The organism is Sulfuricurvum kujiense DSM 16994, assembly GCF_000183725.1.
GTDB lineage: Bacteria > Campylobacterota > Campylobacteria > Campylobacterales > Sulfurimonadaceae > Sulfuricurvum > Sulfuricurvum kujiense.
This window is the reverse complement of record NC_014762.1, coordinates 1,363,862-1,379,724: the sequence shown is the minus strand read 5'-3', so window position 1 is coordinate 1,379,724 and position 15,863 is coordinate 1,363,862. Positions and strand designations below refer to the sequence as shown.

Genomic DNA, 15,863 nt, shown 5'->3' with positions numbered 1-15,863 from the left:
CTCTATCACTGCTTCTCTTAAAGGAAAATAATTATCCGCAACACCGATTTAATTTATCCGAGGACAAAAGGTTTAAACCGTTTTTTTTCGAGAATTCTATTATCCCTTCGGATTTTAATTTTTTAATCATTCTTGATAGTGTTTCGGGCGTAATCCCAAGCAAATGTGCAATTTCGATCCCTTTAAGGCGCTGAAAAATACCGATATCATCTCGAATCAATCGCGCTACTTTTGCCATGGCGTTTGGGGCACTGTGTCGTTGCAGCGAGAGCTCTAATGCGGATATTTTTTGGGTCAGTGAGGAGATAAGGGCGATGCTCAATGAGGGATCATTCTGCAAAAGTTTAAGAAAAGGATCACGAGCAATTTTTAAAATAATTGAGCTATCTATCGCTTCACACGAAGCCGGGTAGGGGACTTGTTTCAATGTTGCGACCTCGGCGACCAATGAAGGTGCCCGGAATCGGTGTATCAACATCGTCTCGGTTGAGGCGGTTGATTTGAAAATGGAAACTTCCCCTTCAATCAGAAAATGAAAATAATCGCTTTGGTTCCCTTCATAAAAAATGATTTCACCTTTATTATAATGGCGGATAATTCCGATCTGTTCGATCTGATTGCACTGTAGTGGGGTTAAATGGGAGAAAATTCCGATTCGTTCCAGAGAAAGCGAATTATTTTGAGGTAACTGATTCAAAACCGTACTCTTTCGCATGCAACAGCTCAACAGGATAAATAACTTGAGAATTAATTAGACGCATTGTATAGGCTCGTGGCGTATTATCTAACATCGAGACAAGATAATCGATTCCGACACTGCTGGAGTATTGAATCCAATCATAGGCAAGATCGTTATTCATCAATTCATTAGCCTCATAAATCGAAGGAGGGAATTCAACGAGAGAATTGGCGATGATCATATTTTTTCGATCTCGGTATTGGGTTAACACTAAAAGATTCGGGTCCATATTGATTTGTGTGGAGAGAATATTACGTTCTTTGATCCCTATAAAAGTGAGTTGGGAGGCCAAAATAGCGCTTTTTACAACAGGAATATGAAGGATTACACTGTTTTTGTTAAATAGGGAAGGTTTTGAAAGATGGGAAATAATATTGTCACCGTTAAAGTCTACGGCGTAGCTTCTGACTTTTTTCTTTTCGCGTTCATGAGCCAGAAAAACCTCTTCGGTAGATGACTTTAGTTGCGAACCCACCGGTGAAGTGTCGTAAAAGATTGAAATTGAATCTGCCATATACGGGAGCAGCGCTTCAATCTGTGCCAGATAATCGATTCCTCCGAAAGTGATATTATCAGGAGCTGATGGGATATCACGCTTATGCACGGTCGGAATAAATATCGGGAGATGTGTCTCGATATGGACAAGATTCTTGGCACCTTCACCGGTAAGGGGAGCCAGTACGGCATCCATTTTGTCTTCACGCAGTTTTGCAAACGTTTCTGCCAACGTTATTGACGATTCATCCTGCATAGTATATTGTTGTATTGAAAAACGGCCGCTTCGACGGGTTGAGAGTGTTGCCAGTGCGACGTTATAAACCGACTGTGCATATTTTCCGATTATCTTCGGAGAAGAGACTACGGCAATTTTAATCGATTCATCAGGTTTGATGGATGTTTGAATCGGGTGGATTGCATCGGATGATTTTCGAATAACCATCGTTTTTCCCTGAGAAAAAACGAACATAAGCGAAAGGATAAAAGCTAAACGCAAAAAGATCATAATAACTGGCTCTTGATAGTTTGCAAATCCCTCATCGCCTCTTTTTTACAAGAGGGATTGCGTACAAGATAGAGGGGATGATGCATCGGAATCAATTGAGAATCTCCATAAGGGATAATCTCTCCCCGGACACGTTCAAAATCTCCGTGGTCTCCGCTGAGTATCCGATAGGCATCCGCTCCCAGAGGAATGATAATGCGGGGTTTAATCAGTTCAATCTGTTTGGATAAAAACGGAGCGCAGCTGCTGCATTCGCTGGGGGAAGGATTTTGAAAACCGAACGGCTTGCATTTAACGGCATGGGTAAAGAAAACCTCTTCAATTTTTAGATTCAACACTTTTTCAATCATATCCCGCAGCATCACGCCCGATCTTCCGACATAATACTCTGAACTCTCATCTTCAGCGGCTGAAACGTAGGCATCCACAAACATCAGTTGAGCCTTAATGTTGCCGTATCCGCTCATACTTTGACGGCGGGACTTACTCAAATCGCAGAGAAAACATTGAGCAATGTTTTGATTAATTTCCCCAAGAGAATCGGGTAATGAGTTCAAAGGGGTTTGAAGATTCGGCGTAATCGGATCAACAAAAGAATACCCTAATGATTTTAACCGATAAAGATTTTCGAGAAGAGCAAGATTTTGAAAAGAGTCCACGGCATTCACTTACGTTTATGTATTTAATGGAGTATAGATAAGAAGGGGTTAAAAGGAGATAAAAAGTCTAATCTGATTTTCTTAGCGGTGAAGGATATCTTCCGTTTCAATGCGGACATGGGAATCTTTGTGGATCTCTTTCATAATCTGTTTTAGACGGTTTAAAATAAGTTTCGGCGACATGGTTACATCCAACGAATCCAATGCGACTGAGCTGCTGTGGTTATTAAAATGTCCGTCTAACTTATGGATAATGTTTTGAGATGCTTTGTAAGCGTTTTCTTCAGACGTAAATGCAAAAATTATAAAATAGTGATGTTCATCCAACTGTATCAAATGATCTGAAAGCCTCACAAATTGTGATAAATCCACTACACTTAATGGTGTTTCATGGTACAACAGGGCAAACGTTGCGTCAACCTCAAATCGCTCATATGTATAGTACGTTTTTTTGACGAGTACATTGACCCGATTTAAGATGTTCTCATCCATAAGTACATAATCTTTAAAAATAGTTTTAATATGATATCCAAAAAGTGTTGTAATTAACTTCTCGTTTGATTACAAATCTATTACTATTTATTATTCAGGTATCTGTTTTTTATACATTGCAATGATGCGAGATGAGAAAAAAGTTGAAGAAATTTTGTAAAGAGGGGGATAAAGCCCGCTTTGGGCTTTATTTAGAATTTACGAGCAGTGTCCGCCGCCGCAGCAAGAACTGGCTTCTTCGACTTCAACTTCAACCGGAGTTGATTCCCATACGCCGTGTTTAGTACAGTAGCCGTGAGCTACAAGGGTCAATTTTTTCCCTGTCGGAACGATGTTGAAAGTGACTTCCGCATGGTTCTTTTCATTTCCGAGTGTACCGGGTACGAAATCTGCGCGTGCAAGTAATGTCTCACCGTTATAAAGTGCGATATTGGCGATAAAGTGATCGAAATCATCAGGATGAGAATATTCGTTCCCCATTTTTACCGTAACGGCAAATTTTTCGCCTTTTTTAGCATTTGCTGCACAGTGGATAAACGGTGAGTGACGATCGATATAATCTTTTTTCGCTTCACGGTCTACTGTGCTGATATCTACGTAACGATTGATTGTTGGCATGATGTTTCCTTAATTGAATAATTATGATGTGGGTATTGTACTCCTCAAAACTTTTAACAACACCTAAATAAGATATTTTATCTCTGAATTAATTTTTTCCAAAGCAACGGTCATTCAACAGCATTTTTTAACCATCTAAGCGGTAAAATCGGACTTTAAAAATGATTAACGGATAAATGATTATGTTAAAACCACTTTTGATTGAGATCGGTGTCGAAGAACTGCCGGCTGTTCCTCTGCTCAAAGAACTTGCGGATATAGAAAAAAAATGGGTCGCGGTACTCGAAAAAAACGCACTTCTCGGAGAGTTTGAGTTTTACTATACGCCGCGTCGTTTGGTATTGTGGCACCGTGAATTTAAAACGCGTCAGGACGACCGTATAGAAGAGTTTTACGGGGCACCGGTCGATATTGCCATTAAAGACGGTACTCCTACACCTGCCGCATTAGGGTTTGCCAAAAAATGCGGCGTGGAGTTCAATCAGCTCTCCCGTGCCGAAAAGGGCGGTAAAGAGGTACTTTATTTCAGCCAAAATATTCCGGGACGCTCAAGTATTGAAATCTTGGGTGAAATGATTGACCAATGGATTAAAAGCTTGAGCTTTGGAAAATCGATGCGTTGGGGTTCGAACCATGAGAGTTTTATCCGTCCGATCCGCTGGGTAAACGTTACGCTAGGGGAAGAACTGGTCGATATGGAGCTTTTCGGCGTCCGCTCCGCTTCTGAGACGTACGTTCACCGTATCAGCCATTTCGAAGCGAAGAAAGTAAACTCTATCCATCACTATTTCGATCTTCTCAAAGAGGGTTCCGTCGATCTGTATCCGCAAAGCCGCCGCGAGTCGATTTTAGCCAATTTTGCACAACTAGAAAAAGAAAACGGTATTAGTATCGAAGTCGATGAAGATCTTTTGAATGAAGTCGTTGCGATTACCGAACATCCGACACCGCTTTTAGGTAGTTTTGATGAGAGTTTCCTTGAGCTTCCACCGGAAGTTATCATTACATCTATGAAAGAGCATCAGCGCTACTTTCCCGTATTCAAAGAGGGGAAACTGATCAATGCGTTTGTTGTTGTTTCCAATGCACTCACCGATGATTTCTCCAAAGTAATCGAAGGGAATGAACGGGTTCTGCGTCCGCGTCTTTCCGATGCACTTTTCTTCTATCGAAACGATCTAAAAAAAGGGCTCAGTACCGCGGGACTCGAAAAAGTCGTCTTTATGAACGGCTTGGGAACATTGGCGGAAAAAATCAAGCGTGAAAAAGTGGTTGCATCCACTATCGCCAATCTCATATATGATAATATTAATCCTGCACATTTGGATCGTGCAATGGATCTGGCAAAAGCCGATCTGATGAGCGAGATGGTGTATGAGTTTACCGAGCTTCAGGGGCTTATGGGGTATTATTATGCATTGGCGCTCGGTGAAAATGCGGATGTCGCAACAGCTATCAAAGAGCAATATCTCCCTACTGGGGAAGAGAGCGCATTGCCGAGTACGATGCTCAGTGCGATCGTTGCTATGTCTATGAAAGTCGATACGCTGATCGGTATGTTCAGTATCGGTGAGATTCCGACCGGTTCACGCGATCCGTTTGCACTTCGCCGTGCCGTCAACGGGATTATCAAAATTGCCGTAACGCACCAAATTCCGCTTAATTTTTCAACATTGATTGATCAGCTTGTATCTATCTATCCGCAAGGGAAAGAGTATAAAAAGAACGTTGAGACATTTGTCATCGAACGTCTTGCGGGAGCTTATGTCGGTGTCAATCCGTCGATCATCCAAGCGGTTGTTGCCAAAGATGCGAATGTAGAACTCGATATTCTCGAAATCGATCGTAAAATCCGGGCAGTCAACACTATCGCTTCATCCGATTCGTTCGTCGAAGCGTTCTCTACCTTTAAGCGGGTCAGCAATATCCTTAAAGACGAAGCGATGGATAAAGGGTTCAAGGTTAACGGAACATTGTTTGAAAACGATGCGGAGCGTAATCTATACTCCGCCGCAGTTTCGGCTATCTCTAAAAGCTACGAAACACTGGAAGAGCGTTTGGATGCATTGTTCGCACTTAAAGCGCCTTTGGATACCTTCTTCGACAATGTCATGGTCAATGCCGAAGATTTAAGTGTCCGTGCCAACCGCAAAGCGTTGGTCGGTATGATCTACGCAGAGATTTATTCGATTGCCGACATCAAAAATATCACCTTATGATGTCATCATCATCGGTGCGGGGATAAATGGCTGCTGTAGTGCTTATTCCCTTGCACAAGCAGGGCTGAACGTCGCTCTGATCGATCAGGGCGGTATCGCTTCCGGCGGCAGCGGTGCGGCAGGGGCGTTTATTTCTCCGAAAATCTCCAAAGCCGGAGAGCTCAAAGAGATAATGTCCGAGGCTCATGTTGAAGCATTGGCCTTTTATACGTCCCATTTTCCGCAGTTTACCCTCGTAAAACCGCTTCTTCATATCGCCAATAGCCCGAAAGAGGGTGAAAAAGTCGAATCCTTCAAACGAGAATCCCATTTAAAACACTCCAACATCCCCCATAAAATACAAACCCTTTTAAGCGATGAAGCATTACATTCGGCGTCGATTTATTTTGACATGGGCGCCGTCGTTGACGCACAGGGAGTATGTCACGCCATGGCGGAGGGAGTCGATTTTTATCCGATGAGAGTTGAACAACTTACCCATGCAGACGGATTATGGGAGGTAGGTAAACTAAGATCAAAGCACCTTGTCCTCGCAATCGGAGCCTATCCGAAGCTGTTACCGATCGATTATGTCGGTTTACGCGGCATCTGGGGTCATCGTATCGATATAGAAACATCAACGCATATTCCGTGTATCCTGCACCATCATGTCTCGATCTCTCCTACGACCAAAGAGGGGATTGTCGCAATCGGAGCAACCCATGATGTCCATTATTCTCCGTTTTTGCTAGAGCCTTACGATGTAGAGCAGGGGAGAGCTCTACTTTTGGAAAAAGCTTCTAAAACATTAAAATTAAATAATATAAATATTCTCAATGACTACATGGGATTGCGTTCAGGATCAAATGATTATCTCCCAATGTTGGGAAATCTTGTAGATGCCGAGGCAACACTGGAAAAGTTTCCTCATCTGCGCCACGGCGAAAAAATTAATCCGCGTGAATTCGTCTACTATCCGAATTTAACGATGGTCAACGGATCGGGGGGATACGGTTTCGTACTCGCCCCGTATTTATCAAAAAGGCTTCAAGAGCATCTAACTACGGATTCTTCCCTAAATCCTTTACTTTCGCCTTCACGTTTTTTCCAAAGATGGGCTAAAAGAAAATAATTTAGTCTTATTTATATAAAATAATGTTTAATAATATTTATTTATAATATAATATTTTATGTTTGTTTGCATTATTTATTGACATTTTTGTGAGATTTTATTAGTATAATATTCCTTTATTTTTATAATAAGGGCGGTAGATTATGAATAATTTACCTTCAATTGATTATTTTGAGCCGATGGAAGCCATTGTAAACAATACGGGAGCTTTGGTCTATGTTATCGATTTGAGTAGCTATGAAATTTTGTATGCGAATAAGCAATGCAAAAGTTTATTCGGTGATATAGAGGGGAAAGCATGCTATAGCGTATTACAGAACGGACAAAATGTCCCTTGTGATTTTTGTCCGATGCAACAGCAGCCTATAGATCCTCTTTCGCTTCCGGTGGGAACCTATTTTGAGTGGGAAAATCAAAATACGCGCAACGGCCGTTATTACCTCTACAATGACCGGATAATACGATGGAAAAACGGACAATTGGCAAAAGTTCAAATCGGTATCGATATTACGGATCAAAAAAAACTGGAATTAGATTTGAAAAATCTAACACACTACGATACCTTGACGAATTTGCCGAATCGTTTATTATTTACGGTCCATTTAAGCAATATGATTCATCATACTTACAGAAGCAAACATTATGCAGCCATCTTATTTATTGATTTGGATCATTTCAAAACGATCAATAATACAAAAGGCCATAGTGTCGGTGACCAAATATTGGTGGAAACGGCAAAACGCATATTTAATATTGTTCGGCAATGCGATACCGTTGCCCGATTCGGAGGCGATGAATTTGTTGTATTGATCAATACCAACAAGGACGACAAAATTCAGGCAACAGCCGATGCGCAATTTGTAGCCGAAAAAATCCTTGCCGAATTGGAAAAGCCTTTCTATATTGATGATTTCGACTTTAGAACATCGGCCAGTATCGGTATTGCAATGTTTACGGATTTAGAGCACTCCATTGATGATTTATTGAAATATGCTGACAGTGCTATGCACAATGCAAAAACAAGCGGACGAAATACGTTTCGTTTTTTTGATCCGCTTCTTCAAAAGATGATGGAAGATAGAGCCTGTATGCTCGATCGGCTGCGAAAAGCAATTGAAAACAATTTTATGGCACTGCATTATCAAAATCAAATTTTGGTCAATCGCCATCAGCATGTAGTCGGTGTAGAAGCGCTGCTGCGCTGGAATGACCCTGAACACGGGATGATTTCCCCGGGAGAATTTATCCCCCTGGCAGAAGAGAGCGGTTTGATTATCCCCTTGGGTGAATGGATCATGCGAGAAGCGGTAAAACAGTTAAAAATTTGGGAAGATGATCCGGTCAAAAAAGATTGGCGTATCTCGGTCAATGTCAGCTACAAACAATTTGAAAAAGATGACTTTGTATCGCTTATGGAATCTATTTTACAGGAATATCCTACTGCTGCTAATAGACTTAGACTTGAATTGACAGAGAGTCTATTGATAAAAAATACAGAGGAAGCTTTACATAAAATCCGTCAACTAAAAGTTTTAGGGATTTCTCTTTCTATAGATGATTTCGGAACAGGGTATTCATCCTTATCTTATCTAAAACAACTTCCTATCGATGAGCTTAAAATCGATCAATCCTTTATTAGGGAATTAACCACGAATCGTAATGATGTCATCATCGTCGAAACCATAATTTCAATCGGGCAAAAGTTTGGCTTTGAAGTAATCGCCGAGGGGGTTGAAACAGAAGAACAGTATCAAAAGCTTGTATTGATGGGATGCGAGTATTTTCAAGGCTATCTGTTTGGAAAGCCGATCCTTCCGTCACTTTTATAATTTAGTCGTAGACAACCACTCCGTAATTGTCGTCAATTCGGTAAAAGCGTGAGTTGGCTGTAATGATAAGCTCATCCAGGCGTGCCAGATGGATATAACTTTTTTTACCGATTTTAATTCCGTTCTCTAGAAAAAACCGTTTTAGATTGACAAATTTAATATCATTGACAAATTTATACTCGAATTGACTATACAGACGCATTTTTTTGTAGGCGAAAATATGGCTGTCGATCCCTAGCTGTGTTGCGGCATATTGGGTGGGTAAATAGCCGGAGAGATCTGTCAAATCTTCTTCGATATGGGCATATTTGATGGGAAGTGTATGTTTTTCGAGAAATATATAACGGTTAAGTTTAATGTGACGTGTATTATTCCAGTATTGATAGGCAGGCGAAGAGATATCGAGTTTTGTGTATATCTCTTTCCAAAGCCAGTGTTTGTCCAATGTAGAATAAATAGTCGACATAATTACTCATCATGATCAGGGTCGTTCAAGGCAATACGTCTGGCATACATAAAACGGTCTTTATAGTACCCTTTTTCTATTGAATCGTATTGCACTTTACGTGCGGTATAGGAGGCATGAATAATTTGGCCGTTACCGGCATAGATAGCGACATGAGACGGATCAGACTTATACGTCCTATAAAAAAGAAGATCACCGATTTGCAAGTCATCAGGATTGACATTTTCTCCAAATTGTGCCTGTTCCATTGCACTGTGCGGCAATGAAATTCCAAACTGCTGGTAAACTTGCTGCGTAAATCCTGAACAATCGGTACGTCCGCTGTCTTTGTCTCCGAAACCATAAGGTGTTCCTAAAAAACCTTTGGCACGCGAGAGCAATTTTTCTTTAGCATTTTTTAAATTTTTGATGATTTTCTGAGGTGTAGTTTTAGGTGTTTCCGCAGGTTTGGAGACATCGCAAAGGGTTGATGAGACAATAGGTGCCGGTTTTGGTACGACTAAAAAAGGATTAGCCTCTTTGCCTATTGTGTCGGGATCGATTTTGGTATTTTTTAAAACAGTAGTTTCAGCCATAGCGATAGACTTTACAGCCGGATCAGGCTGCGGAGCAGCTTTTGTTTTGGAGAATGTAGAAGATGACTGATTAAAGGAGGTGTCATCATCTTTTAAAATATCATTAATTTTTTTCAATTCGCGCTCGTATTCTAAGAAGAGAGACGGCTCACGCCTTGATGAATCCGCTTGTACGACAATACTCAGTAAAACCAGTGATAACACTGTACTTCTTATCGGCATTAACCCTCCTTCTTTTCTGCACTATAGTCATTATAGATCAAAAAGCTTTAGTTTTTTTTATAATATTTAGATTTAACACTATGTTATGGTACACTTTCTCCAAAAACGAACGGATAATAAGCATTAATGAGAGAAGCGATTGTATTATTGAATATGGGCGGCCCCAATAATTTGGATGAAGTTGAGATGTTTTTGCATAACATGTTCAATGACCCCTACATCATACGTACGAAGAGCCCTCTTTTGCGCCGTTTTATCGCGGGAATGATCACCCTGACACGTACAGAGAAATCGCAAGAAATATATCGGCAAATCGGAGGAAAATCTCCTCTGGTAACTCTTACGATAGCTTTAGCTAAACGTTTTCAGGAGGCTGTCGGAAATGAGGTTATTGTTGATTTTGTGATGCGATATACTCCGCCTATGGCCAATGAGGTATGTATCCGTCTAAAAGAACAGGGGATTGAAAAAGTTTATCTCATTCCGTTATATCCGCAATATTCCTCTACGACAACCCAATCTTCATTGGATGATTTCGAAGCATCTGCACACGCAATAGGATGGAATGTCATAACACATGAAATTAAACACTTCTTTTCATCCCAAACTTACAACCGATGTCTAATTGAACGAATCATCGAGGCGTTGGGTGATGATAATGCCGAATCGTTTGATGTCATATTCTCGGCACACGGCTTGCCGCAAAAAATCGTCGATCAGGGTGACCCGTATCAGCGTCATGTCATTGCTCATGTGGATATTATGGAAAATATGATGAAAGAGGCCGGTCTTTGCTTTAACGCTGTCCATTTGGCCTATCAGTCCAAAGTTGGGCCGATGAAATGGCTGGAACCTTCTCTCGAGACTACTTTACATGAACTATCCAATAAACGGGTCATTATTGTCCCGATCGCATTTACGATCGACAACTCTGAAACCGATTTCGAGCTCTCCGTCGAATATGCGGAAGTTGCCCATGATTTAGGGTATGAGTCGTATCGCGTATGTCGATGCCCGAACGATCATCCGCTGTTTGTCCAGACTCTCAAAGAAATCTACGAGAAAATGAGATAAATGAAACAGATTGTTCTCTTCGATATGGATGGAACGCTGATCGATTCTGGATTGGATATTACACTCTCAATAAATCATGTCCGAGCTGAGTGTTATCAGCTAGAACCCCTCAGTGTACAGAATGTCATTGATGCAATCAATGCCCCCGTTCGAAATTTGTCTGAAATTTTTTATTCTCAGAGTGTTTACGAGCAAAAAGCGCGCGATCTTTTTGAAGAACACTATTATGATCAATGCATACAAAATGTTGCTCCCTATGAAGGAATTTGTGATCTTTTATCTACTTTGCATAAAAGTAATATCATTCTGGGAGTTGCCACCAATGCCCCGAGTCAATTTGCAAAACGGATGCTGAATCATTTAAAAATGGATGATTTCTTTCAGCTGATACTCGGTGCCAATGATGTTGAAGAACCCAAACCTCATCCGCAAATGCTCAACCACCATTTAAAACACTATAATTATCGTTCAGGTACGGATAGTGCTTGGATGATCGGTGATAACTCCAAAGACATGGAAGCGGCCGCTCGGGCAGGAGTCAAAGGGATTTTCGCGGGATGGGGGTTCAGTTCTCATGGGGCAGGGGATTACTATGCCTCTACACCTGAATCACTTTTGGATATTATCAATAAAAAGGGTTAGTATGATCAGTCTGGATTTGTTACTCGTAATTTTAGCCATGTCACTTTTATTTTTGCGTCATACCGCCGTTTACAAAGACCCGAGTAAAATCAATTATACCCCTATGGTATTGGCTTTAGGCTTTATCGGAGGATTATTGCATTTTATCCTCAGCGGTTCTATTGAAATAACCATAATCAAAGAATCACTCTTATCCGTAAGCGTCGGAATCCTACTCTCAGCTATTATGAGTGTTATGAATCAAACGGTTTCGGTCATCAACTCCCATGAAGATCGATTGCGGATCAGTCAAATCAGTGAAGAAGTCGCTTTATTGACATCACTGAAAGAACGTCTTGATCTCATCACTCAAATGGAGGGGTCGACACACGATCAGATACGGCATGTGTTTAAAGAGGAATTTGACGCACTTAATGTTATTCAAGAGAATCAAAAGCTTTTTATCAAAAAAATCGAATCCCTTTTAGCGCAACAGCAAAATGCCATGGGGAAATTTGAAGAGTTTACGTTTACGGAACTTCCGAGTCTGGATAATGTCGTGCACCGCCACATCGATATGCTTCGAGTTGCGGAACAAGATCACTTTTTGCAGCTGAAAAATGTGGCCCGGTCCAGCAGTGATGAGCAAAAAGAGGTACATACTCAGTTAAATGAGATTCGTGAACTTCTGATACATATGAGCCATCATCAGCTTCCGGACCATACCATTGCGGTATTGCATAAAGAGCTGGACCGCATCGTTCAGGATTTTTCCCATCATCTTCAGTCACTCGGGGCGAAAAGTGAATCCATCGTTACCTCATTGCTTGAAAATGATGCCTTGCTTCAGGGTTCACGGGAACAAAGCGAACTGATTATGCAGCAAATGGTTCTATCCTCCAAACAGATGAAAGAGATGACCCTTCATGCCAAAGAGCTCTCCGATTCACTCAAACCGCTTTCACACCTTTTTGATTCTGCCGAAACGCTCCATAAAGAATTTGTCCATGCCAAAGGTAAACTGAGTGAACTTATCGTAACGCTTGAATCGTATGAACATCAAGAATACCGTGCAGTCCGCCAAAGTTTGGAACAAGTAGCCGCTGAAGCGACCGCACAAATCCAGCTTTTGACGCAAACACTCCAAAAACAGGGTTCGCATGAGAGGGATAGTTCTCCAATGATAGAAGCCAGAAGTGTCCAAGAATTAGCAAGTAAAGTCAAACTTCACAGAAGCTATTTGGGAGAAAACCAAGAATAAAGACTTTATAATGGCAAAAAAATAAGGTCTTTACTCCATGATAGAATTTTATGAACTGCTCGATGACGAAAATATTCCCTATCGCTGTGATGTGGAATTGGATCTTCTCGAAGAGTCTCCCCAAGAAGAACGTCCCTGGCTGTTATGGCTTTTTGTCAAAGCCGACACCCTCACTGATGCTTTGGAAGCGTTCACGACAGATCTTATCAGTACCTTAAGCGGCTCATTGGACGCCGTATTCGCGGGCAGAGTAATGAAAGAGGGATGGGCGGAATTTTATTTCTACGCTCCGCACGCCAAACGGTTTGAAAACATCAGTTCTGATGTGATGAACCGTCACGGCGGATATGTGTATGAGCGCGGATCATCCAGAGATTCGAAGTGGGAGATGTACAATGACAATCTCTATCCTGATGCATACGGCTTGCTCAGTATCCAAAACCGTCATACCATTGCCGCACTTGTTGAAGCGGGAGATGATTTGACTATCCCCAGAGAAGTAGAACACTATCTCTTTTTCCAAACCAAAAGCTCAATGGAGCGTACCGTATCGCAGCTTTCGTCACACGGTTTTGAGGTAAAAGAATATGTCAATGACGATGAGAGTGATTACGCTTACGGGGTCGTTCTGATCAAAACAGAAGCGATAATGCCTGCAATCATTGAAGAGACAACCACATCCCTGTATGAATCGGCAATGCAGGAACACGGCTATTATGAGGGATGGAGCACGGTGCTGGGATAATGAGCATCACCAAAATTAAGGGGGTAATCCCCTATGCTCTGGCACTTTTTCTTAATGCCTTTACCGACCTCGGGCATAAAATCATTATTCAAAATACCGTTTTCAAAATTTATGACGATCAGACCCAAATCATCTATACCGCTGTTCTAAACGCCCTTATACTGCTCCCGTTTGTTTTTCTCTTTACCCCCTCAGGATATATATCTCACCGGTTTTCAAAAGTGAATGTCATGCGATACGGCGCATTGTCGGCCGTATTCATTACCTTGCTGATCACCTACAGCTATTATCAGGGATGGTTTTGGACGTCATTTGCCCTGACATTGATGTTAGCGGTGCAGGCGGCCATCTATTCTCCTGCCAAATACGGCTATATCAAAGAAATCGCGGATGAAAAAGAGTTTAGCGCACTGAACGCTTTAGTTCAATCGGTCACAACGGTAGCCATACTCTCCGGTATTATCGGGTACACCGTAATGTTTGAAAATTCTCTGACCGGCCGATACAACAACGAATCGGAAATCTTGCATCAAATTGCACCGCTTGGGTGGCTGCTGGTTATCGGAAGTATCATCGAGTTTTTATTAACACTGACGCTCCCGCAAAAAGGAAAAAACAGCTCGATTCCGTTTAATATTAAAAAATATCTAAGCGGTTATTCCCTGCGTAAAAACTGGATGCTGCTACGACGTAAAAGAGAGATTTTTGACGCCATACTTTTTCTCTCGTTATTTTGGTCGATCTCACAGGTCATTTTGGCGGCATTCGGCGCTTATGCGAAATCGACCTTAGGGGTTCAGAATACCATTGTCGTGCAGGGGCTTATGGCGCTAGCGGCATTCGGCATCATTACCGGCTCGATCATTGCCGCCCGACTGTCACGCCATTATCTTCACAAGGGGCTAATTGTTGCCGGAGCGTTTAAAATCACCGTAATGCTCATTCTTTTACCGCTGACCCATAATCTTGTTCTTATCGGACTTATCTTCTTCGGATTCGGGATCGGAGGCTCGATGATGATCGTCTCTCTCAATGCCCTGATTCTTTCTCAAACTCCCCGTGCCCATATCGCGTATATATTGGCGGGGAACAACTGGATACAAAATATTTTTATGACTCTCTTTTTGGTATTAACGACCCTTTTCGCATATGCGGGGTGGGATGGATTAATGCTCTTGTATGCGATGCTGGCCGTATCCGCACTCCTTACATTTTGGACGCTCGTACGTTACAAAGATTATTTTGTGTGGTTTATTTTTGAACGCCTTTTGGCGTTGCGCTATAACATTATTCCGATGCAAACCCATAATATTCCAAAAGATAAAGCGGTTTTATTGATGGGAAACCACATCAGCTGGCTCGATTGGATTTTAGTGCAGGTGGGTGTTGAGCGGCGTATCCGTTATCTGATGGAGCGATCCATATACGAAAAACCTCTGATACGTCCCATTATGGAACTCGGAGAAGTGATTCCCATTTCTGCAAAAGGGGCTAAAGAATCGTTTCGACATGCACGTAATCGACTTCAAAATGGTGAGATCATAGGCCTTTTTCCCGAAGGTACCATCAGTCGAAACGGTGAGATGGGGACATTTATGCCCGGGTATAAAAAGATTTCAAGCGATTTGAATGGGGTCATCATCCCCTTCTATATATGCGGTATTTACGGAAGCATTTTTTCACGTGCCCCAAGACGTCATACCCCTTTACGCTCTTTGTTTCGTAGAAACATCCGCGTTATTTACGGTGAACCGCTGAGTATGGATAGCGAGCCGCACATCGTGTATGAATCGATTATCCATTTGAAAGAACATTACGGCACTCACACGTCTGAATAAAGGCGGTCAACACGAGTTAATGTTCTGCAATCCGTATTGTTTGAGCAAATCCTCATATTCATTATCTTTTCCAAATTCGTTGATGTAAAAATCAGCTATTCTTTTAGCCGACTCAAAATAGTTTTCGGCAAGAAGAATGGAGAGCTTATTAAAAGTTGCCTGACGAACGCATTCTTTGATTTTAAGCTTGAATATTGGGATCTCTGCATAAGGGGACAAAATCTGTTTCACCCGTTTGATTTGCCCCTTGGCAACCGATAGCATCGCATTAGAGAGCACCTCGTCGAACATTTCATCATATACAATAAATTCAGGCATAGATTCAAGTATAGGATTGGATGCAACAATTTCATATACGGAATATCTATCGTCCTTTTTGATCACTTCCAAT

The 15,863-nt window shown here is 41.6% G+C and carries 16 protein-coding genes; 8 read left to right on the top strand and 8 right to left on the bottom strand.

Annotated elements, in window-relative coordinates:
* Positions 1–31: 31 nt before the first annotated feature.
* The 5 genes from SULKU_RS06910 to SULKU_RS06890 form a co-directional block, all read right to left on the bottom strand.
* Positions 32–697, bottom strand: a complete 666-nt coding sequence (locus SULKU_RS06910) for a Crp/Fnr family transcriptional regulator (protein WP_041666772.1) — start codon at positions 695–697, stop codon at positions 32–34.
* On the bottom strand, positions 675–1,679 hold the full coding sequence (locus SULKU_RS06905; protein ID WP_151174273.1) for a hypothetical protein: 1,005 nt from the start codon (positions 1,677–1,679) through the stop codon (positions 675–677). Before SULKU_RS06905 ends, SULKU_RS06910 begins: the two co-directional genes overlap by 23 nt.
* A gap of 59 nt (positions 1,680–1,738) precedes the next feature.
* Positions 1,739–2,401, bottom strand: a complete 663-nt coding sequence (locus SULKU_RS06900; RefSeq protein WP_041666771.1) for a uracil-DNA glycosylase — start codon at positions 2,399–2,401, stop codon at positions 1,739–1,741.
* A gap of 81 nt (positions 2,402–2,482) precedes the next feature.
* On the bottom strand, positions 2,483–2,893 hold the full coding sequence (locus SULKU_RS06895; RefSeq protein ID WP_013460227.1) for a hypothetical protein: 411 nt from the start codon (positions 2,891–2,893) through the stop codon (positions 2,483–2,485).
* Positions 2,894–3,091: 198 nt separating this feature from the next.
* The gene (locus tag SULKU_RS06890; RefSeq protein ID WP_013460226.1) at positions 3,092–3,511 is read right to left on the bottom strand and encodes a class II SORL domain-containing protein; all 420 of its coding nucleotides are present in this window, start codon (positions 3,509–3,511) and stop codon (positions 3,092–3,094) included.
* A gap of 182 nt (positions 3,512–3,693) precedes the next feature.
* Here SULKU_RS06890 and glyS point away from each other — a divergent pair, with 182 nt between their 5' ends.
* The 3 genes from glyS (at position 3,694) to SULKU_RS06875 (ending at position 8,670) form a co-directional block, all read left to right on the top strand.
* A complete protein-coding gene (gene glyS, locus SULKU_RS06885) occupies positions 3,694–5,730 on the top strand; it encodes a glycine--tRNA ligase subunit beta (RefSeq protein WP_013460225.1) in 2,037 nt (678 codons plus the stop codon).
* Complete coding sequence (locus SULKU_RS06880) at positions 5,702–6,841, top strand: NAD(P)/FAD-dependent oxidoreductase (RefSeq protein ID WP_013460224.1); 1,140 nt, start codon at positions 5,702–5,704, stop codon at positions 6,839–6,841. The genes glyS and SULKU_RS06880 overlap by 29 nt, the downstream gene beginning before the upstream one ends.
* A 143-nt stretch (positions 6,842–6,984) precedes the next feature.
* A complete protein-coding gene (locus tag SULKU_RS06875; RefSeq protein WP_013460223.1) occupies positions 6,985–8,670 on the top strand; it encodes a sensor domain-containing protein in 1,686 nt (561 codons plus the stop codon).
* Between the two features lies 1 nt (position 8,671).
* Here SULKU_RS06875 and SULKU_RS06870 read toward each other — a convergent pair whose 3' ends face one another.
* Both SULKU_RS06870 and SULKU_RS14395 read right to left on the bottom strand, forming a co-directional pair.
* Positions 8,672–9,136 carry a hypothetical protein gene (locus SULKU_RS06870; protein WP_013460222.1) on the bottom strand — a complete coding sequence of 155 codons (465 nt, stop codon included), beginning with the start codon at positions 9,134–9,136 and terminating at the stop codon, positions 8,672–8,674.
* 2 nt (positions 9,137–9,138) lie between these two features.
* Positions 9,139–9,933, bottom strand: a complete 795-nt coding sequence (locus tag SULKU_RS14395; RefSeq protein ID WP_013460221.1) for a C40 family peptidase — start codon at positions 9,931–9,933, stop codon at positions 9,139–9,141.
* A 126-nt stretch (positions 9,934–10,059) separates the two neighbouring features.
* Here SULKU_RS14395 and hemH point away from each other — a divergent pair, with 126 nt between their 5' ends.
* The 5 genes from hemH to SULKU_RS06840 are packed head-to-tail and all read left to right on the top strand — an operon-like array spanning position 10,060 to position 15,472.
* A complete protein-coding gene (gene hemH, locus SULKU_RS06860; RefSeq protein ID WP_013460220.1) occupies positions 10,060–11,007 on the top strand; it encodes a ferrochelatase in 948 nt (315 codons plus the stop codon).
* A complete protein-coding gene (locus SULKU_RS06855; protein WP_013460219.1) occupies positions 11,008–11,649 on the top strand; it encodes an HAD family hydrolase in 642 nt (213 codons plus the stop codon).
* Position 11,650: 1 nt separating this feature from the next.
* Positions 11,651–12,889, top strand: coding sequence for a hypothetical protein (locus tag SULKU_RS06850; RefSeq protein WP_013460218.1), 1,239 nt, complete (start codon positions 11,651–11,653; stop codon positions 12,887–12,889).
* A gap of 37 nt (positions 12,890–12,926) precedes the next feature.
* Entirely contained in the window at positions 12,927–13,634 is a 708-nt protein-coding gene (locus SULKU_RS14390) for a DUF695 domain-containing protein (protein ID WP_013460217.1), read from the top strand.
* Positions 13,634–15,472, top strand: coding sequence for an MFS transporter (locus tag SULKU_RS06840; RefSeq protein WP_013460216.1), 1,839 nt, complete (start codon positions 13,634–13,636; stop codon positions 15,470–15,472). The genes SULKU_RS14390 and SULKU_RS06840 overlap by 1 nt, the downstream gene beginning before the upstream one ends.
* A gap of 6 nt (positions 15,473–15,478) precedes the next feature.
* Here the strand turns inward: SULKU_RS06840 and SULKU_RS06835 are convergent, their stop codons facing one another.
* A complete protein-coding gene (locus SULKU_RS06835; protein ID WP_151174271.1) occupies positions 15,479–15,790 on the bottom strand; it encodes a hypothetical protein in 312 nt (103 codons plus the stop codon).
* Positions 15,791–15,863: the final 73 nt, after the last annotated feature.

Coding starts and splice junctions, on each gene's coding strand:
- SULKU_RS06905 (WP_151174273.1), bottom strand. CDS start 1,679: ATGGTTATTCGAAAATCATCCGATGCAATCCACCCGATTCAAACATCC.
- SULKU_RS06895 (WP_013460227.1), bottom strand. CDS start 2,893: ATGGATGAGAACATCTTAAATCGGGTCAATGTACTCGTCAAAAAAACG.
- SULKU_RS06890 (WP_013460226.1), bottom strand. CDS start 3,511: ATGCCAACAATCAATCGTTACGTAGATATCAGCACAGTAGACCGTGAA.
- glyS (WP_013460225.1), top strand. CDS start 3,694: ATGTTAAAACCACTTTTGATTGAGATCGGTGTCGAAGAACTGCCGGCT.
- SULKU_RS06875 (WP_013460223.1), top strand. CDS start 6,985: ATGAATAATTTACCTTCAATTGATTATTTTGAGCCGATGGAAGCCATT.
- SULKU_RS06870 (WP_013460222.1), bottom strand. CDS start 9,136: ATGTCGACTATTTATTCTACATTGGACAAACACTGGCTTTGGAAAGAG.
- SULKU_RS14395 (WP_013460221.1), bottom strand. CDS start 9,933: ATGCCGATAAGAAGTACAGTGTTATCACTGGTTTTACTGAGTATTGTC.
- hemH (WP_013460220.1), top strand. CDS start 10,060: ATGAGAGAAGCGATTGTATTATTGAATATGGGCGGCCCCAATAATTTG.
- SULKU_RS06855 (WP_013460219.1), top strand. CDS start 11,008: ATGAAACAGATTGTTCTCTTCGATATGGATGGAACGCTGATCGATTCT.
- SULKU_RS06850 (WP_013460218.1), top strand. CDS start 11,651: ATGATCAGTCTGGATTTGTTACTCGTAATTTTAGCCATGTCACTTTTA.
- SULKU_RS14390 (WP_013460217.1), top strand. CDS start 12,927: ATGATAGAATTTTATGAACTGCTCGATGACGAAAATATTCCCTATCGC.
- SULKU_RS06840 (WP_013460216.1), top strand. CDS start 13,634: ATGAGCATCACCAAAATTAAGGGGGTAATCCCCTATGCTCTGGCACTT.
- SULKU_RS06835 (WP_151174271.1), bottom strand. CDS start 15,790: ATGCCTGAATTTATTGTATATGATGAAATGTTCGACGAGGTGCTCTCT.